The 20,596-nt window shown below is 40.2% G+C and carries 15 protein-coding genes; 6 read left to right on the top strand and 9 right to left on the bottom strand.

From position 1 onward, the window contains the following. Positions 1-106: 106 nt before the first annotated feature. From IPH84_08925 to IPH84_08935, 3 genes are read right to left on the bottom strand one after another with little or no spacing between them, the layout of a single operon-like run. Positions 107-1,576 carry an MBOAT family protein gene (locus IPH84_08925; protein ID MBK7173344.1) on the bottom strand — a complete coding sequence of 490 codons (1,470 nt, stop codon included), beginning with the start codon at positions 1,574-1,576 and terminating at the stop codon, positions 107-109. Further along, complete coding sequence (locus tag IPH84_08930) at positions 1,573-2,409, bottom strand: hypothetical protein (protein MBK7173345.1); 837 nt, start codon at positions 2,407-2,409, stop codon at positions 1,573-1,575. Before IPH84_08930 ends, IPH84_08925 begins: the two co-directional genes overlap by 4 nt. Next, positions 2,384-3,760, bottom strand: coding sequence for a hypothetical protein (locus tag IPH84_08935; protein MBK7173346.1), 1,377 nt, complete (start codon positions 3,758-3,760; stop codon positions 2,384-2,386). Before IPH84_08935 ends, IPH84_08930 begins: the two co-directional genes overlap by 26 nt. A gap of 349 nt (positions 3,761-4,109) precedes the next feature. On the opposite strand from IPH84_08935, the gene tilS reads away from it, so the two are divergent. Beyond that, on the top strand, positions 4,110-5,486 hold the full coding sequence (tilS, locus tag IPH84_08940; GenBank protein MBK7173347.1) for a tRNA lysidine(34) synthetase TilS: 1,377 nt from the start codon (positions 4,110-4,112) through the stop codon (positions 5,484-5,486). Positions 5,487-5,775: 289 nt separating this feature from the next. Here tilS and IPH84_08945 read toward each other — a convergent pair whose 3' ends face one another. The 3 genes from IPH84_08945 to IPH84_08955 form a co-directional block, all read right to left on the bottom strand. Beyond that, positions 5,776-6,546: a response regulator transcription factor gene (locus IPH84_08945; GenBank protein MBK7173348.1), complete on the bottom strand. Its 771-nt coding sequence runs from the start codon at positions 6,544-6,546 to the stop codon at positions 5,776-5,778. 5 nt (positions 6,547-6,551) lie between these two features. Continuing rightward, positions 6,552-7,607 carry a histidine kinase gene (locus tag IPH84_08950; protein MBK7173349.1) on the bottom strand — a complete coding sequence of 352 codons (1,056 nt, stop codon included), beginning with the start codon at positions 7,605-7,607 and terminating at the stop codon, positions 6,552-6,554. Between the two features lie 96 nt (positions 7,608-7,703). After that, positions 7,704-10,073, bottom strand: coding sequence for a TonB-dependent receptor (locus IPH84_08955; GenBank protein MBK7173350.1), 2,370 nt, complete (start codon positions 10,071-10,073; stop codon positions 7,704-7,706). A 331-nt stretch (positions 10,074-10,404) separates the two neighbouring features. Here IPH84_08955 and IPH84_08960 point away from each other — a divergent pair, with 331 nt between their 5' ends. From IPH84_08960 to IPH84_08980, 5 genes are all read left to right on the top strand, one after another. Next, the gene (locus tag IPH84_08960; GenBank protein ID MBK7173351.1) at positions 10,405-12,486 is read left to right on the top strand and encodes a thioredoxin family protein; all 2,082 of its coding nucleotides are present in this window, start codon (positions 10,405-10,407) and stop codon (positions 12,484-12,486) included. A 278-nt stretch (positions 12,487-12,764) separates the two neighbouring features. Next, positions 12,765-14,030, top strand: coding sequence for a hypothetical protein (locus tag IPH84_08965; protein ID MBK7173352.1), 1,266 nt, complete (start codon positions 12,765-12,767; stop codon positions 14,028-14,030). A gap of 143 nt (positions 14,031-14,173) precedes the next feature. Continuing rightward, positions 14,174-14,671, top strand: a complete 498-nt coding sequence (locus IPH84_08970; GenBank protein ID MBK7173353.1) for a hypothetical protein — start codon at positions 14,174-14,176, stop codon at positions 14,669-14,671. Then, on the top strand, positions 14,649-15,179 hold the full coding sequence (locus tag IPH84_08975; protein ID MBK7173354.1) for a VCBS repeat-containing protein: 531 nt from the start codon (positions 14,649-14,651) through the stop codon (positions 15,177-15,179). Before IPH84_08970 ends, IPH84_08975 begins: the two co-directional genes overlap by 23 nt. Positions 15,180-15,192: 13 nt before the next feature. Further along, positions 15,193-16,434: a T9SS type A sorting domain-containing protein gene (locus tag IPH84_08980; GenBank protein MBK7173355.1), complete on the top strand. Its 1,242-nt coding sequence runs from the start codon at positions 15,193-15,195 to the stop codon at positions 16,432-16,434. Between the two features lie 130 nt (positions 16,435-16,564). Here IPH84_08980 and IPH84_08985 read toward each other — a convergent pair whose 3' ends face one another. From IPH84_08985 to IPH84_08995, 3 genes are all read right to left on the bottom strand, one after another. After that, complete coding sequence (locus IPH84_08985; protein MBK7173356.1) at positions 16,565-17,947, bottom strand: dipeptidase; 1,383 nt, start codon at positions 17,945-17,947, stop codon at positions 16,565-16,567. Positions 17,948-17,980: 33 nt separating this feature from the next. Next, entirely contained in the window at positions 17,981-19,828 is a 1,848-nt protein-coding gene (locus IPH84_08990; protein ID MBK7173357.1) for an alpha-amylase, read from the bottom strand. Positions 19,829-19,915: 87 nt separating this feature from the next. Then, positions 19,916-20,428 carry a hypothetical protein gene (locus IPH84_08995; GenBank protein ID MBK7173358.1) on the bottom strand — a complete coding sequence of 171 codons (513 nt, stop codon included), beginning with the start codon at positions 20,426-20,428 and terminating at the stop codon, positions 19,916-19,918. Positions 20,429-20,596: the final 168 nt, after the last annotated feature.

Genomic DNA, 20,596 nt, shown 5'->3' on the forward strand with positions numbered 1-20,596 from the left:
GCAGAAAAAGGCAAGTATTGCTCACAATTATAACTATACTGTGCCTACTTCTAGGTGGATATCCCAGATGTCTGGATAGTATTTTTTTCCGGAGTAATCTCAAAAACTAAAATTGCAGGTAAATCGGCATCACCTGGTCCGAACATTTTATCTGGTAAAAAATGAACATAAATGCCAGGAAAATCAGGATAAAGGTCGCAAAATTGAATTTTTCCATCCTCATAACTATTCCATCACTTATCCGCTGTGGAATAAAGTGTAGTGCAAAACCAAGAATCATCATCAGGAATACGGTATCATACCCGGCATACAATACCTGGATGGCTCCGGCATCAAAATTATACCATATCTGCTGAAGTATTACTACTGAGTCATGCAGCGATGATGCCCTGAAAAAGATCCAGGTAAATCCAACCAGGTGGAAGGTAAATAATACTCCTAATACTCTCAGATACCATGTTTCTTTCACCTTTCGAAATAAGGCAATCCTTCCTTTGTCAAGGGCTAAAGCTGTTCCATGCATACCTCCCCAGATAATAAAGTTCCAGCTGGCTCCATGCCATAATCCCCCTAATAACATGGTTATGGCTAAATTAATGTATTGCCTCACTTTCCCTTTCCTGTTCCCTCCCAGGGAGACATATAAATAATCTCTTAACCAACTGGAAAGGGATATATGCCAGCGCCTCCAGAATTCTGTGATACTGGCACTCTGATAGGGTGAATTGAAATTGATGTTTACATTAAAACCCATCCAACGGGCCAGGCCTATTGCAACATCTGAATATCCTGAGAAATCACAGTAAATAACCATGGCATATCCATATACTCCTAAAAGACACTCAAGTCCTGTATGCTTCGATGGGTCATCAAAAATGTAACCTACATAATTCACATTGATATAATCCGAGATCACCAGCTTTTTAAATAACCCGGTTACAATGAGAAAAAAGCCTAATGAGAAATCATGCGGACTCACATTATATTCTTTCCTGATCTGGGGAATAAAATCTGCCGCCCTTACAATCGGTCCCATGACGAGTTTAGGGAAAAATGAAAGGAAAAACAGGTAATCCAGGAAACTTTTTACCGGTTTGAAATGGCCTCGGTAAACATCAATGGTGTAACTCAGATTTTCAAAAGTATAAAAGGAAATTCCAATGGGTAAAATCAGGTTTAAAGGACTTATTTCACTGAAATTCAAATCATTCACAATGGAAATGAAGAAATTGGTGTACTTGAAATAAAAGAGTAACCCGAGGTTTAAAACCAAACTCAGGACCAGGAGCGCCGTTTTTCTTTTTTTTGTTTTCTGAATGTAGATGAGGTTGGAAATAGCAAAATCAACCACAGCCGATAAAAGGATGAGGGAAACAAACCATCCGCATGCCTTATAAAAGAAGTAAAGTGAAAACAGGGTGAAAACGGCTGTCCGCATCCTGTGATGCCGCCTCACTGCATAATATAGCAGAATGAAAAAGAACAGGAAATAGACAAAAAAGCCTGAATTAAACAGGAGCGGATTCTCCGGATCGTAAAGGAGTTGCTTTAGAATACCGTCAATTATTTCCTTCATTCCTTAATGCTGTTTTGTCCGTCAAGTACATCCTTTAATGCCATAACAAGTAACCTTGCCTGCAACCGGTATCCTTCCCTGGTCAAATGTATCATGTCACCTTGTGCATAACCAGCCTTATTCCAGTCCCTGATAGAATCTTCACCTCCCATCACAGGGAAGAAATTCCATACTGCAACATCCATCTTTTCAGGTATCTGGTTGTAATAGTCTATCACATCCACAAGGTATTCATTGGTTTGGTAATTAACCACCCGCTTATATCTTTTCTTCTTCTTCGAAACCCGTACTCTTGTATAATATCTTTTTAGCCCATCTCCTGGGGTCGTAAGTACGATGTCACAGGTGGGAGCATCTCGGAACACTTGCTGAATGAGTGCCTCCTGGTAAAAAGATAAGGTGTCAAGTGACAATCGGTTATAAGCCTCATTTGTGCCCAGTGAAATGATTACCAGGTCAGGACTGAATTGCTGAACTATAGTATCAGAATAAACAGAGTTCAAAATAATTTTAGCAGTGGCTCCGTTTCTGGCCATAACCTGGAGCTTTACAACAGTTGAGTCAGAATCATGCACAATTACCTTTGCCGTATAATTTCGGATAATTGAGTCAAGTAGTATCGCAACAGTTTCTGCATAGAATCCCGACTTCACATGGGAGTCCCCAATATGAAGGACTCGTAATGGCCTCGACACACTATCTTGAATGGAATGGAAATATTGTTTCAGGTGGTTAAGTGCAGTATCATTTTCTATGTAGTTGTAATCAAAGTTCAATGGTAGTTGTGTCGAATCCGGTACCTGGGCTTCAGATACCACGCGAAGCAGCAACATACCTGACAATAGGCTGAATTTGAGAGCGCGAAGCAGCTTCCGGGTCATAAACTTGTATGAGTTTGTCAAATAGTGTTTTGGCCACCATAGTGGCACCTTTATGCGTTAGATGTGTATAATCAACATTTGCTAATGGGGGATTGGATTTTACCCAACGGATCATCGAATTTCTGCCTCCCATCGCATTGTATAAACTCCAGAAATTGGTTTGTGTTGCTAATGCAACCTTGTGCTGAATATCAATTAATGGGAGTACTCCTTTCTGAGTCCTGTATTCTCCATCATACCTGCTTGCTTTGTCAGCCGAACCAACTACCAGGATACTTGCATGCGGGAAACACTTCTTGAGCGAATGAATTGCCCTCGCAAGGGGCTTCTCATACCAGGAGAAATCAATGAGATCGGGCTTGAATAGCAGGTTTGGGCCGTATTGCAAAATAATAAGGTCATAAGGATGGGAATCATTGATGCTGCTAAGCATCTCCTCTGAAATTCGCTGTAATTCAATGCCACTGATTCCTCTGAAAGAAAAATTGTCTACAAAAATTCCTCTCTGACTTTCAAATGAAAAACCAAAAAGCTGGTTCTCTCCTCCATTAAACCTGGCTTTTAAACTCTTTTGATCAGTCGCTACAAGTTGCTTATTGAAAACCCCTTCTCTGTTGAAAATGATCATTGAATCATTCACATTGAAAGTGGATGTGCTGTCAGTTTTTCCATAAAGCAGATAACACTCACTGAATGTATTTAGATGTGACCGGTTAACTCCTGAAAAGGAAACCGCTGAGCTTTCAGATGGAATAAAACTATGCCCGGACAGAAATAAATCACCTGCTTTAGAAGCAGCCGTATTCAGAAAATTTCTGTCTCTCCAGCTTTCACTGAAACTATGAATGATCGTCTGCCTGAAACCGGCAACTATTGATGTAATTGGAACATACCCAACACCATTCCCGCCAAAATAATCCTGTAATTGGCGGCGAACATCCTGGGTTACAAGGTCTCCCTCTATCATCGAATCACCAAAATAGGCTATTCTAACCTTCTTCCGCTTTCCATCCCTTAATTCATGCAGAGCTTTGATAAATGCCTGAAGAACGCCTCCTTCTTCATAACCCACAATAGCATCACTGCTGTGATAATCTGGAACCGCAGGAATCGAATCCGCTAAAACAACCGGCTCGACAAATGCTATTGTGTCTTCATCAACCTCTTGAACCAGGTCACTTACGATATTGATGTTCTTAAACTGGAGCCCAAAAACAGTAAATGATTTGCCTAAAAAGGATATAGAAAGCACAATAATAAAAGTGACCAAAATAAAATAAAATGGCTTTGAGGTAGATGACATTTGAGAATGCAGGTTTTTAAACAAGGATGGCAAAGATACTAATTCCAATATACTCAATCGCAATGAATTTGCCCCAAAGGGGAGCCTTTGGTTCAAAGCAAGATTCTTGCAGATTGAGTTATGCCGTTGCGCTCAGGTATCCTCCGCCAGCCGGCGGATCGCAAAATGATTCAGCAACGGTATAAATAGTTTTTGCCCGGATGAGTGGTCGAATGATGTTGTCTAAACTGCTTCCAAATGGTTTTTATTTACCAACAATCATGAAATTATTCATACATATGACATATATATAAAATAACAATATATTAACAGGTATTTGGTTTGACTATAAATTATTTACCTTTGTGTTATGTTGCAGAAATTTCGCACGTTCATTCAACGAAACCAGCTTTTCAGGCAGGATCATATGATCTTATTGGCTATAAGTGGAGGTGTTGATTCTGTTGTAATGTGTGAGTTGATGCGCCAGGCAAAATTTAAGTTTGCGATCGCTCATTGCAATTTCCTTCTACGGGCCGAAGAATCAGATGCAGATGAAGCCTTCGTTGAACACCTGGCACTCGCAATGGATGTCCCAATTCACATCAGGCATTTTGAAACTGCAGCATATGCCAGGGAAAATGGAATTTCTATTCAGATGGCTGCCAGGGAATTACGATACGCCTGGTTTGAGGAGCTAATGGACCAACATGGTTATAAGTATGTAGCCAATGCACATCATCTCGACGATCAGGCTGAGACATTCTTTATTAACCTGCTTAGAGGTACTGGCCTTAGTGGTTTACATGGCATTATGCCCAAACAAGGAAGGATTATCAGGCCACTCCTTTTTGCTACAAGAGAAGAAATTGCTGAATTTGCATTCGTCGAAGGACTCAGTTGGAGAGAAGATTCATCAAATAAAAGCAAAAAGTACCTCAGAAACAGGCTTCGGCACGAAATAATGCCACTTCTCAAGGACATAGACCCTTCTTTCAGCAAATCTCTCAACAATACCATCAGGATTATTCGGGAAACTGAGACAATTTATCGCCAAAAAATTGATGAAGGGAAAGCAGACCTTATTGAAACAAATAAAAATGATGTCAGGATTCTCATTAGTTGGCTCGAAGAATTCAGTCCAATGGAAACATGGTTGTATGAATTACTGAGACCCTACGATTTTTCATTTGCTGTAGTAGAAGAAATTGTAAACTCTCTCGGTTCTATCTCCGGAAAAATATTCTTCTCCTCAACACATCGCCTGATTCGGGATAGAGATTACCTGATCATTGAATCGTTCAGCCAACTGGATCAGAAATCAACAGAACCAATAGTAGCCTTCGACCCTCTTCTTCAAAAACAACCACAACTTCCTATCCCTCTTTCATTTAGTATCGAAAGGGCTAAAGATTTCGTGATACCGGAAGGCCAGGAAATCGCCTGCCTCGATTACGATAAACTCCATTATCCTTTGATGTTAAGAAGGTGGAGAAAAGGGGATTTCTTTTTTCCTTTCGGAAGCAGTGGGAAAAAGAAAATGAGTGACTTCTTTGTCGATAGGAAAATCTCGATCGATGAAAAAGAAAGCATTCTGCTGCTTACATCAGGTGAGGATATCATCTGGGTCACAGGAATGCGAATGGATAACAGGTTCAGAATAACCGAATCCACCAAAAAAATCCTGGTAGCTACCCTCGAACTCCCCCCGGAACCCAAAGGTTGTTTTCTCGGGATTCAAATCTAGTGTTATACTCAGGTTAAATTGCTGTAAACAAACAGGTTACTATCCTGAATTCTTTTTATTTTGACCTTTGCATTTTGCATTTTTAAAGGAGCTGATTACCTGAGGAAAGAAGTTTATCATATTCAACCAATTAGCCAATAGCCGTGATCGGTGATGATCCGTCCACCAGCCGGCGGATCCGCGTTCCATTTGCCGTGCTAAGGCCAGTTGCCCCAAAGAGAAGCCTCCAACTCATTTTAATTTTGCATTTTGCATTTTACATTTTACATTTTACATTTTACATTTAACATCACCCATTCATCCACATTTTAAAGTCACTGGTTCTTAATTTGCTCACCACAACATCCTCATCTGAAATGGGTGAAAGATCCAGTTTAAGCTTGTAATTGAAATAATGGTGCACCTTTTTGATCGCATGTACCGAAACAAGGTATTGCCGGTTCACCCTGAAGAATTGTTTTGGATTTACTCTATTCTCTAAATCATCAAGGGTATAATTAACAATGTATTTCGACCCTTCCGATTTAACAAGGAATACAACCTTGTCCTCTGCATAAAAATAGGCAACCTCTTCTGCCTGGACAGGGATTAGTGAATCTGCCTTGCTAACCAGGAATCGACTCTGGTATTGCTTTTCCTGTTGCGATTTAAAAGAAATCAACAACTCATTAAGAAAGGCTGAAGTCTCTCCATTGCCGTAAACTTCCTTCATCTTCTTAAATTTAAGCAGTGCAGTCTTTAGCCTTTCCTGATGAATGGGTTTTAATAGATAATCCACACTGTTTAACTCAAAAGCCTTCACAGCAAACTCATCGTAAGCAGTGGTGAAAATCACCGGATTATTGATATTTATCTGTTCAAATATGGAAAAGCTTCTGCCATCAGCAAGCTGAATATCCAGGAAAATTAGATCATAATCCATCTTCTCCTGTAAATGCAAAACCGAATTTTTGATGGTATCCAATGGGCCGTTTATCTCAATACCAGGCTCCAATTCCTTTAACATCTTTGATAACCTCAGAGCTGCATGCTCTTCATCTTCAATGATCAATACTTTCATACCTGCTAACTTAATGGCAATAAAACCGAAAATTTGTTTTGATCCTCCTGGATTATGATCTGCTTTCCTAAAAGAATTAAATATCGATCCCTGATATTCTTCAGTCCGATTCCGGTGGAGGGTTCTGAATCAATTTTTCTCTTCAAGGTATTCTCTACAACCAGGTTATTTAATCCATCCACAAAGACCTTGATATTCAAGGTGTTTTCATTTGAGATTTCATTATGCTTTATAGCATTCTCAATTAACATTTGTAAGGTGAGCGGAGGTATCATCTTCTCATGGTAAACTTCAGAAACTTCAAAAGAAATCATCAATCTCCTGGGAAACCTGCTCTGTTGAAGAAAGGAGTATTGTGCTGCTACCTCCAGTTCTTCTTTCAGACTCACACCTTGCCTTTCCCTGTTCTTTAATATATACCGCATGAATTCAGAAAGATTCTCAATATATCTTTCAGCATTTGCATTTCCCTCAACAATACTGAGCAATGTGTTGAGGCTGTTGAAAAGAAAATGCGGATTGACCTGGTTCTTCAGCGACTCATATTGGGCTTCAATAGTAGCTTTCTCTAATGATTGCGCTCTGATTAAATTCTGTTTCCATTGCATAAAAAATCCCACTGATGCATAAATGGAACTGATCAGGAATGTAATCAATTGAGTGGTGATGATGAGTTCCATCTTCGTAGCAAAGGGTAATTCTATGCCGGTAAACCATTTCATCGACATAATCTCTCCTTCAGCTACCAGGTATACAAATAAGGCCAGGGTTAAGAACTGTGCCGCCAAAAGCCTGATGGGCTGCTCAAAAATTGAATACCTGGTTGTCCAGTAGTTTATGATGAGCATACTCCCATGCCATAAGGCTATGGTACGTAGCAAGGATATGATGAACAAACCCAAATACTCATCTGATCTGAAATCATATCCGAAAAAAACAAGCGGTGAGAGAACTGAGAGGAATAGAATGGTCAAAAACCGGATCACAACCTCCCTGTAATGAAATGATTTGGGAGAAGGGCCTTCAAAGATGAAGTCTTTTGGCTTGCTCTTAATAGGCAAAAAGAAAATCGTTTGGAAACATTTGTTTAACATAATACACTTTTTCCTGTCAATAGAGTAAATGTAGTGTTTTCACCCGAAATAGAAACGGCACAATTAAAACCTTATCCTGTACAACATCATTGGAAATACTCCTAACTGATAGGTACTGCTGATCTCATTCTTCGATTTACTGTAGGATTGTAAAAGGATATTCTTGTGATTCGTAAAATTCTCTACATAAAACTGCCATTCCTGAGATACTCTTTTACCGTTTAACCTGTATCCAACTTTTATATCAGCTTTTAGGAAAGGATCATACTTAAGGCTAAAGGCTTCATCTTCCTTGTATTTTGTTTCCCCGGCACTCTGGGAAGCTGCCAGATCAATGGGAGTATAATAGCGTCCACCGGCTACCGACATTTTAAAATCAAGCGTAAGTGCCGAACGCTCACCAATAGTGAATTCTTTGCCAACTAAACAGTTAAGTACATAATTACTGTTAAAGGCTGTATTCCTTTCTATTCCATCACTTCCCTTATACTTCGATTGGAATAGGGAAAGGGTCGCGAGGTAATAATAATTCCTGCTGAAAAACTTTTCAAATGTAACTTCAAGCCCATAGTTCCTTCCAAATCCTTCATTTACCATACTATCCTGTGCTCCAACTCCCCAGCCTGCACCTGTATTCAAAATACTGTAGGCCGATGTCCTTTGTTCAACCGGAACATTATACAAGTATTGATAGTATAACTCAGCCTTTAACCGTTTTGTTGATGATAGATTCGCATCATAAGCTACAACCCATTGGTGTGCCTTGGTGAATTCCAGGTTGACATTCGTCTCGTTCAGACTCCCATCTTCCATTCTTGATCCATAAAAATAAGTCGATAAAGCCTGGATATTTGAATGTAACCCATAACCTGCACTAAACTTATGACCCGCTGAAAGCTGGTAACCTATTCCAAGCCTGGGCTCAACAGCATAGGATTCATTGAAATCCAGGTAAATAACATGTATCCCCGGGTTGAAACTCAGTTTTTCTCCTGCTTTGTAAGTCGCCTGGTAATAGATGCGGTATAATTGGTTGCCGTCTGACAAGCCTTTGTTGTAATCTATTAATGTGCGGTAATCCTCATCCGAAGCATAATATTTTCGGGTATAAAGATCAAATCCCATGCGATCAATTGTAAATCCGCCTTTAGTCGATAACCTTGAGCTATACTTGGTGTTAAGGAAAGCACTCACCGAACCCCGGTAATCCATAAAGTTATGATCAATCGAGTTATGGGGTATGTTAAGCTGGTCCAGGGTGTCGATGAGGGTTCCACCATCCTGAATCAAGCCTGATAATGAAATCTTAAAATACATCTTGTCATTGATGAACCTAGTATAGGAGATACCTGATGCAGCCATTTTTGACCGGTTATACAAATCTTGCCCCTCATCTGAGTAAAGATCTTGCTCATTATTCTTGCTGTCAAGCATTGCGATTTCACTATTGCCGCCAATCCCAAATACGGTAATCCTTCCTTTTTTCACAGGAAAATTCAATTTGAAGGATACATCCTGGTATTTTGGAATTCCTGCGGTGCCCATATCAATGATATTGCCCATCAACTGCAGGGTAGAATAGCGGAAGTTTACAAGATATGATGATTGTTTTTCCTTGCTGATTGGTCCCTCAGCCCCCACCTCAAAACCATTGAAACCGGTCTGAAACAGAAATTCATGCTTGCTGTTGTTCCCATTCCTGAGTTTGAGATCAAATACTCCACTCATAGCATTTCCATATTCTGCTGGGAATGCACCCGTAAAAAAGTCGGAATTCTGTAATAAATTATTATTGAGCATCCCAACGGGCCCGCCGGTGGTTCCTCCCTCAGCAAAATGGTTTGGATTCGGGATGTCAATGTCTTCAAGTTTCCATAGTAATCCACTGGGAGAGTTGCCCCGAATAATGATATCATTGCGCTGATCATTGGCAGCAGAAACACCTGCATAATTCATTGCCATCCTGGCAACATCACCGCGGCTTCCGGCAAATTTTTCAGTCTCTTCAACTGTAAACGATCTTGCACTTACTGTCGCCATCTTATTGTTCGATTCATCCTTTCTTACATTGGCTGTTATAACTACTTCCTTGCTTTGCATGACTCTCTCTGTCAGTCCAACTTCAAGTACTATCTCCTGGGCTGAATTAAGGATCAGGTTTGAGATCACAACAGTCTCATAACCTATAAAACTGACCTGGATACTTTGCCGGCCCAGTGGAACATTCTTCAACATAAATTTCCCATCTGAATCAGTGGCTGTTCCAATAGCTGGGCTTGAATTTAGAATTAGAACATTGGCTCCTGGTAAACTTACCTTAGAATCATTATCCAGAACTACACCTCTGATTGTTTGTGTGATAACCGGAGGGGTTTGCGCAAACATCCTTGCACCAATGATTAGAAATATAAATAGGAGAATTTTTGCTTTCATTTTTATGGTTTTTATTTGTTTATGCTGCAAATTTCTGCAGTCACCAACTTTTTCAGGCTAAGAATTCCGATGAAGTGGATAAAATCGCCACTGAATTGTCAAAAAAATGTTAAAGTTTCAATTTTTATATCCTTCAGGATGTGCTTAATTTTAAGCCAGACAAGTGAAATTAACAGTACTTCAATGAGTTATAACCTTTTATGATTACTTTTAACTTGAATTGAGATTTGTGTAATTCAAAACCTTTGATAATCAGTGTAAACTATATTTATAAATTTGCAGTTCAATAAATTACTTGCTTTTCCGTTCATACTTGTTAAAAAAAATTCTAATGAGGGCAATTCATCCATTATTGAAGAGGTACAGGCTAATATTGATGCTTTTGATCATATTCATGAGTTCAACAGTTTTCTCACAAATACTTGAACCTGTAAAATGGTCATTTAAAGCGAATCGCTTAAGTGATACTGAAGCTGAATTACAGTTTATTGCCACAATTGATAACCACTGGCATGTTTATTCACAAGATGCTCCGGTGGGTGGCCCAAGGCCTACAATTTTTACTTTCGATAAGGGAACCGGATTTCAATTATTAGGGAAAGTTATTGAACCTAAAGCAATTGAAGAATATGATCCTAACTTCGAAATGAAGGTGAAGTATTTTTCAAACAAAGTGATTTTCAAACAAAAGGTGAAAATTACTTCAGATAAACCGGTTAAAATATCCGGGTTTCTGGAATTCATGTGTTGTGATGATCATCAATGTATCCCTCCGACAGAGGTTCCTTTTTCTTTTAACCTTGAGGGTGCCAGGGTTCTTGATACTGCAGCTCCTCCAACTGATACACTCACTGCACAAACTGAGCCCAACGATACAGCCTCTGCTTCACAGACCGATTCAGTCGCAACAACAGCTGTTTCGAATGTAAATCCTGAGCAATCCTCAGGTTTTGATGGTAAGGATATGTCACTGTGGTGGTTCTTCCTTCAGGCATTCGGATGGGGACTGCTAGCCATACTTACTCCCTGTGTTTTCCCCATGATCCCAATGACGGTTTCCTATTTTATGAAAAGCGGATCCAAAGGGAAAGTCCAGGCAATCATTTATGGCGCTTCTATCATTGCAATCTACGTTATTTTTGGAGTACTCATTGCAGTATTGTTTGGAGCAGATTTTGGAAACTGGCTGAGTACACATTGGATTCCGAATGTGCTCTTTTTTATCATTTTCATCGTTTTTGCAGCCTCTTTCTTTGGGTATTTCGAAATTACTATCCCCAATTGGTTGGTAAATAAAAGCGTTCAAAACGAAGAAAAAGGCGGAATACTCGGGACTATCTTCATGGCTCTTACCCTCGTACTGGTCTCTTTCTCCTGCACCGGTCCGATCGTGGGAACAGTGGTTGTTCAGGCTGTGGGCGGACAGGTATTGAAACCTGTGATTGGAATGTTGGGCTTTTCACTCGCTTTCGCCATTCCTTTTACACTCTTTGCTTTTTTCCCTCAATGGCTTAATAAAATGCCAAAATCGGGTGGATGGCTTAACTCTGTGAAAGTAGTCCTTGGTTTTATTGAACTTGCTTTCGCTCTCAAATTCCTGAATGTTCCGGATCAGACTTACCATTGGGGCCTCCTCGACAGGGAAGTATACCTGGGTTTCTGGATCGTGATTTTCACTATGATGGGATTCTACCTTCTTGGTAAAATCAAATTCCCTCATGATAGTGAATATCCTATCGTTAAATCTTTCCCACGTCTCATTCTTATCATAGCCACCTTCACTTTTGTAATTTACCTGATCCCCGGGCTCTGGGGTGCCCCTCTGAAAGGAATCTCAGGTTGGTTGCCGCCAGCCGAAACTCAGGATTTCGACATTACTGCTATTGTTAGAGAACATGGAGGTGCTGGTAGTAATCAGCAGGGAAATATCTCAGAACCTCCTAAATATGCAAATACAGATTTGAAATTCCCCCATGGATTAAAAGGTTATTTTGATTATGACCAAGCATTAAAAGCCTCTGCTGACCTGAAGAAACCTGTCTTTATTGATTTTACAGGACATGGTTGTACAAACTGCCGTGAAATGGAAAACCGCGTTTGGAGTGATCCTCAGGTACTAAAAAGACTCAGGGAAAACTTTGTTCTGGTAGCACTCTATGTCGATGATAAAGTGATTGAAATGCCGAAAGAAGAATGGTACACAAACTCAAAAGGTCGTGAAGTAAAACTTCTGGGTAAGAAAAATACCGAGATTCAAATCGAAAAATTCAAAGCGAATGCCCAACCCTATTATGTCATTCTTGACGAAAAAGGCAACCAATTGTTACCTCCAAGGGCATATGACCTGGATATTGATGCTTTTGTAAAATTCCTGGACGAAGGAGTTGCTGCTTTTAACGCAAAAATCAAATAATCCTTTAAGATTTTTAACAATTATTGCCGGCTGATCAGTGAGTATATTCTCACTTTTCAGCCGGCATTCTCGTTTTTGCATGTAACATATTTGCAACTATTCTCGTCTTTCCTTGTCTTTAAACGAAAAATAATAATGCAATAAATCAGATAGTTATAAACCAGCTAAAGAAATTTATTTGAAATATATAAATTCTGGCACGCAGGTTGATAATTTTCTCCACAGAGCTCTATACCCTTTTACGAATTAGTTGCAAATCAATGTTAATACTTAAGGCCATGAAAAAGATATTTTTAATCCTGGTTTTTGCGATGGTCACCATCATTAGTGTCGATGCTCATTCAAACAGACGTCCTCATTCATCCATCACATTTCAATCCTTCTATGATGAACTGTCTCCTTATGGGGACTGGATCTATATGCCAGACTATGGTTATGTCTGGCGTCCTTTTTTTGACCGTCCTGATTCTTTCAGGCCTTATTCCTCCGGTGGCGATTGGGTCTATACCGAATATGGCTGGACCTGGGTTTCTGATTATAGCTGGGGTTGGGCTCCTTTCCATTATGGTCGCTGGCAATTCGACGACTATCTCGGTTGGATGTGGTTACCTGGCTATGATTGGGCACCTGCCTGGGTTACCTGGGGATCCTATGGAAACTACTGGGGCTGGGCTCCACTCGGACCTTCAATCAATGTAAGCATGAACTTCGACTGGAATGCTCCTGATATCTGGTGGACATTTATTCCTAACCGTCACTTCAGGTCACATCACTGGCGCTCCCATATCTATGATCGTCATGTACATGTTACCAATATTACCTACATCAATAACATTTACATCAATGATAATGACAGGGACCACCAATCCTGGTTCCGTGGACCAAGGGTCAATGATGTTGAGAGACATACCCGTACCAAAGTTCGTCAAATGGAAGTAGTTCGCAGTGACAGGTCCGACGATGTAAGGGTTAGCAACGACAGGGTTACCATTTATCAACCCAGGGTCGAAAGAGGGGGTGACAACTATCGTCCATCTCAATCAAGAAATGCTGAAAATGTTCGTGGTAATTCCAGGGTTGAACAGAAAAATCCAAGGTCAAACGACCCAGGATTGAACAGGAGAAGTGAAGATCGGAATACCGGTCGTCAGGAAGAGATCCGGAGGGAAAATACCGAAAGACGCGGCCAGCAAGGTGTTCAGCCTTCAGAAAGAAACAAGGAAAAACAAGGTGCAGTAAGAGGCACAGAAACTCCACGGAACGAAAGAAAGAAGGAAAATAATGTGAATCCTGGTAAGAGAACAGAAAACCAAAATTCATCTGCAAATAATAATGTCAGGCCTTCACATGGGAAACAGGAAAGTAGAAATTCACAAGGTGTCGGACAACAGAAAAATGAACAAAAGCAGAATGTTGGATCTGGAAGTCGCACAGGACAAAAAACAGAAGCAAATCCTTCAAAAAACAGGACCGAAAAGAAATCTGAATCTAAATCAAATGAGAACTCCTCCAGAAAAAGTAATGGAGACAGAACAAGAAGATAGTTGTTAAAGATGTATTGAAAGGCGGTATATGGGATTCCATTACCGCCTTTCTCTTTTTTAGAAAAAAAATGTAGATGATGAGGATAATCGTTTTTTGTTAATTTTGGGAAGCGTCAAATCTGGCAATTTAAAATTCTCATACCATGAACGGTGCCCATTTTCATCTGCTGGTAAATCATATTCCTATTGTTGGGACAATCTTTGGAATGTTGATCCTTCTCGCCGGGATTATCCTAAAAAACACAACTGTTAAACTTACCGGACTTGCAACTCTAATTGCTGCTACTATTAGTGTCAGTTTTGCCCTTTTGAGTGGCGATCCTGCCGGAGAAGCTGTTGAAGGGTTACCCGGCGTTACCGAAGCCATGGTTGAACATCATGAATCCATTGCTTATTCATCATTATGGGGAATGATTCCCATGGCACTGATCGCCGGATTGAGTTTTTACAGTATTATAAAGAAAGAAAAGGCGGGGAACACACTTTCAATTATAACCCTGTTTCTGGCCTTAATTGTTACCGGGTTAATGTCTTGGGTAGGACTCACAGGTGGAGAGATCAGGCATACAGAAATAAGGAATTCAGGGGTTGTCCAGCCTTCAGGAACTTTGGATGCTGATGAATCTGAAGAAAATGAATAAAATGATTGTTAATCTTTATAATAAAACCCCGATGCTCAGACAAATAACTTTTATTATCCTCGTGATATTTCAGTTTCCAATGTCAGCCAACTCACAGCAATTTGAAGTCATTAATGCCGGAATTGTTGGTGTTGGCAGGAGTTCAGTCTCATGGGCTGATTACGACAAGGATGGAGACCTCGATATTCTGGTAACCGGAAATACGGGAAGCGGACCTTATGTAGCAGCTATCTATCGTAACGACTTGGGGAGTTTTATCAATATTAATGCAGGACTAACAGGTATAGATAATTCCTCCGTTGCCTGGGGTGATTACGACAACGATGGTGATCCTGATATTCTGGCTACCGGCAGAAGTACAGGAAGTACAAATACCTGGTTGTATAGAAATGATAACGGGGTCTTTATTTCCATAAATTCAGTTTTCCCGGAAATAGGGTCGTATGGCTCTGTTTCCTGGGGTGATATTGATGGGGATGCTGACCTCGATGCTCTGATATCCAGGTAATTACGAATCAAAGTTGTATCGCAATGAAAACAATGCTTTCACAGAAATCCCCGTTCTATTGCCTGCAGTTTCCAACTGTTGGACTAACATTGGGGACTATGATAATGATGGCGATCAGGATGTTTTTATTATGGGTGATGTAGGAGGTTGGCCCGTTTCAGCAATCTGTAAGAATGAAGATGGTTTCTTTTTTGAAATGGATAGCACCGGTATCATGCCTCTTTCAGGTGGATCTGCTTCATGGTGTGACTATGATAAAGACCAGGACCTGGATATATTAGTCACTGGCTTCGATCTGTACCTGGAACCAAAAACCTATATCTTCAGAAATGATGGGGATATGGTTTTTACCAATATCTGGCCTGGTTTGGCAGGTGCTGCATTAGGTACTGCTGCCTGGGCTGATTATGATAATGATGGAGATGCAGATATTCTGCTTACAGGACAGAATGCCGCCTGTGGAAGCTTATCAAGCCTGGTATACAGAAATGACGGCAATGATAATTTCACTGATATCAATGCCCCACTTGATGGTGCCGAAAGAGGCTCAGCTGATTGGGGAGATTATGATAATGATGGTGATCTGGATATTATAATCAGTGGCTTTAATGGTTCAGGACTGGCATCAACAAAGCTCTACAGAAATACCAATGGCAGTAATAGTTTTACAATGAGCGGGGCGCCAGCTGCTCCTGCTGATTTACATAATGTAGCTACTGATCACTCTGTACAGCTTTCATGGAATAAATCTTTGGATAATAATACACCCGAAAATGGGATCACCTATAATTTAAGAGTAGGAACTTATTCGGGAGGACAAAACGTATTGTCTGCTTCAGTTGACGCTACAGGATTCTTACTATTGCCTCAGTCAGGTAATATGGGGAATGATACCACATGGTTATTGCACCTGCCTGATGGTAATTACTTCTGGAGTGTTCAGGCTTTGGATCACAGCTTTGGATATTCCAGCTTTGCCGAAGAACAACAGTTTACGCTTATGAACGTAGGTATTCCCGCGACTATAAAAAATGATGGATTTAACGTGTCTCCCAACCCTTTTAGCAGTATTTTGGAAATTTCGACATCCCGATTTAGCAAGATAAATATCTGCAATTCTGTAGGAACAAAAATATTTGAAGATGAATATACTGGTGTAAACAAAATTAATACTTCAATATGGACACCTGGAATCTACTATCTTACAGTTTCTGATGGGAAACAGAAATTCTCTGCAATTATCCTGAAAAAGTAATCCAAAAATTTATTTCTGAGAAAAATTCAATTCTCAGTAATGCCAAGGAAAAAAGATGCCAGGTTTAGTTTTATAAAACCCGGCATCTTTTTTTAATTCAATCACTGCTTCTCACTGAAGAGGAACAAACTTATTTTATCTCAGCTGAAAAGTCACCGGCAAAATACCTGTAAAACCATGAGATAGTTTCTATCCCTTTGTAAAAACACTCAAGATGATAGTTTTCATTGGGTGAATGAGCAGCATCTGTATCCAGGCCAAATCCCATGAGGATACTTTTAACTCCAAGCACTTGTTCGAAGGTGCTAATGATCGGAATACTACCACCACTTCTGACAGGAATGGGCTTTTTACCATAAACATTTTCATAGGCTTTTGCAGCAGACAGGTAAGCCCTTGAATCAACAGGAGATACATAAGGAAATCCGCCATGATGTGCTTTTACTTTCACCTTGACAGTAGGAGGGGCAATACTCTCAAAATGTTTTGCAAACAATGCTGAAATTTCGTCAGGGTTTTGGTTTGGGACTAGCCTCATACTGATCTTGGCAAAAGCCTGACCTGGTAAAACGGTTTTTGAACCTTCACCTGTATAACCACTCCAAATCCCATTCACATCAAGGGTGGGACGAATGCTGGTCCTTTCATTTACTGTAAACCCTTTCTCTCCCCATACTTCATTGATGTCCAGTTTTTTCTTGTATTCATCAAGGCTGAATGGCGCCCGGGCCATATCTTCCCTTTCCTGGGCACTCAATTCCAGAACATCATTATAAAATCCGGGTATCGTGATATGATTATTCTCATCATGCATTGAAGCTATCATTTTAGCCAGAATATTAGCCGGATTAGCAACAGCACCACCATATAAGCCTGAATGCAGGTCCTTATCAGGTCCGGTTACTTCCACTTCCATATATGCCAATCCTCTGAGTCCAACAGTAACACTGGGAATATCTATCCCAATCATGCTGGTATCACTTACCAGGATTAGGTCAGCAGCCAGCATTTCCTTGTTTTCCCTGCACCAACTGCCTAATGACGGGGATCCCATCTCCTCTTCCCCTTCTATCATGAATTTTACATTACACGGAAGAAGGCCTTCTTTTAAAAGGTATTCAAAAGCTTTCACTTGCATGAACAGTTGACCTTTGTCATCAACAGCCCCCCTGGCATAGATTTTTCCATCACGGATTTCAGGCTCAAAGGGAGGTGAATGCCATAATTCTATGGGATCTACAGGCATCACATCATAATGGCCATAAACCAGGATGGTTGGCTTTGAAGGATCAATGATCTTACTTCCGAAAACAACAGGATGTCCGCTGGTCGAAAATACATCTGCTTTGTCGGCTCCTGCTGATATAAGTTGTTCTGCAAGGTACTTCGCTGCCCTAGTCATGTCTTCTTTATGGTCACTTACAGAACTTACAGATGGGATCCTGATTAATCCAAATAACTCCTGGAGAAATCTCTCCTTATTTGTTTCGATATAATCTTTTATGTGAGTCATGAGATATATTATTTAGGTTTTGATGGAAGAGGTTTATTTATTAATTTTTTTAAGAATAAATCCGGAAAGTGCATCTGCAACTATTGCTGTATTGCTGATTATCTCACCATTGAGTAAGTTTCTATATTGTCCTTTGGCTAAATGAAAAGTGTAAGCATTACTTCCGGCATTCAGAAGTACAACAATCTCATCCTTGCTGTTATAGCGTTTATAAGCAATTGCTTTCCCCTGGGTTTCAAGGAATCTGATCTTTCCGTTGTTCAACTCCGGATTTGCTTTCCGTATGGCAATCAACGATTTATAATACTCAAAGAGGGGTTTATTGAATCCTACCTGGTCATTATACAACAATTTCCCGTCTGCATCTGTTCGGCTTTCATTTTCGAAGGCAAATGACGACCACCAGAGTGGCTTTCTGCAATCCGGGTCATCACTTCCCCACATACCCATCTCATCCCCATTCCAGATATGTGGTGCACTTAATGATGTAAACTGATGCATGAGGTAAAGTTTCACCCTTTGATAGGTTTCTTCATCCGGTTTTCCGGTTTTATAAGCAGGATCCTCCTGGTGCTTTGCTTTGTACTTGTATTTGCCCGGATTATTAAAGCATGTTAAGAGTCTGGGAGAATCATGTGTCGCTGAAACACCCATCATAGCCATCACGAACTCAGGATCCAGCCTGTTCCACTGGTATTTTAGGCTATCCTTAAATTGTTGGGCATTAATACTAAAATCAGAGTTTGAAAAAAAGTACTTGGCTGGGCGGTAGACCTGGTAAAACATGATGGCATCGAACACATCCCCACTCGTATAAGGAACAGGGTTCATCAATCGGTTTGGATAGGTTTCCCACCAGATTTCTCCTACCAGATAAGCTTCAGGATTAATGGATTTTACATATGAATGATAGTCTCTCCAGAAAATCATTCCAATATGATCAGCCACATCAAGTCGGTAACCATCGATGCCATCTTTCACATTGCCATTTGGGGCAAGCCATCGTTTGCTGACTTCGAAAATATGTTGTTTAGCCTCAGGATTGATGTCTCCCTCATAAGGACGACCGATAATACGTTCAGTAGTAACATTTACTTTTTTTATTTCAGGCAGGCTCTGAATATTCAACCAACCATGGTATTTAAATTCACTCCCTGGAGTTGAAGGGTCATCAAACGTCTCAACATTAAACCAGTCCTTGAATGCTGAATTCTGCTGATTTTTGATAAGGTCTTTCATAGCCCAGAACTCCACTCCGGTGTGGTTCCAGGAATAATCAACAATCACCCTGATATTTCTTTTATGAGCCTCTTTTACAAGTTTCAGGAATAACTGGTCAGCAGAAGTCCACTGCCATGTAGAAGGATCAGCTGGGTTTTCACTGGCTATTATTTCCATATCCCCTTTAGGATCAGGGCCAAAGCTTACATCAATATGATGGTAATTCCGGGCATCATATTTATGTAAAGATGGTGCATCATTAATGGGATTAAGGTAAATAGCATTTATCCCGAGTTCCTCCAGGTAGCCTAATTTATCAATAACACCTTGCAGGTCACCACCATATCGCCTGAGTTGCAGCGTTTGATCGAGTGTCCCACCGGTTTTCTTTGCCCAGTCCTCCTGATTGTACCAATTTTGATTCCAGGGTGTAATGTCCCAGTCAGCAGGGATCTTAAAAAAATCAGAATGAGTAATAATGGTCTCAGGGGTTGGGTCATTACTCTTATCACCATTGCAGAATCTTTCCACGAAAATTTGATACCAGATGGCTTCTTTAGCCCAGGTAGGGGGCATTATTTTTTTTGAAACAGGGGGTTGAGCTGTCATCTGAATTACAATGAGAAGGAAAATGCCTGTACTAACAGTTAATAATTTCATGATCAATAGAATATTATGCAAATATAATCGAAAGGGCCTTGCTCTAATGAGAAAGACCCCTTCTGAAATACATATTTTAATCAAACTTTATTCAGGAATATTGTATTTCTTACAAACTTCCAGATAACTCATCTGACGGAGTTCATTTGCAAAAGCCTCTTTTGCAGCAGTTGACTTGAGTGAATTATTGGAAGGAATAATGACAAACCTGAAGTAATAGTCAGTGGTTCCCGGCCTGTCTAAAGCATCTGAAGTAAATTCTATTTCTCCATAATCAGGGATCAGAAAATCCCAGTTAGCTCCAATGGCGTATGCAGGTAATGGCCTGACTGCTGAGGGATACAAATCACCAGGCAGACTGGTATATGCAAGTATTACACCTGCTTCCACAACACCCTCACTGATTGCATTATTAGCTACATTAAAATACCAGTCACCGGTTTCACCATTCCAGGCATTTGGGGTATACCATTGGGAATAGATCACATTTGCGTTGCCATCACGGCCATCCTGCCCTGCAGGACCTTCTTTCGCACATCCGATCCAAAATAGAGCAAGAAATAATAGGGCACTGGCTGCTAAACTTATTTTCGTTTTCATAACGTAAGAATTAATTAGGATAAAAAGTTAATCCTCAAAATTATTCAATTATTATGCCATAAATGTGAAATATATTCAGACACCCGAAAATACTCTTATGGATGAACATAAGAAATCAACGATGAATGGGAAATCAGGGAACAGGCAATCCAATTGGCCAAATTTATT

The organism is Bacteroidales bacterium, assembly GCA_016707785.1.
GTDB lineage: Bacteria > Bacteroidota > Bacteroidia > Bacteroidales > UBA4417 > UBA4417.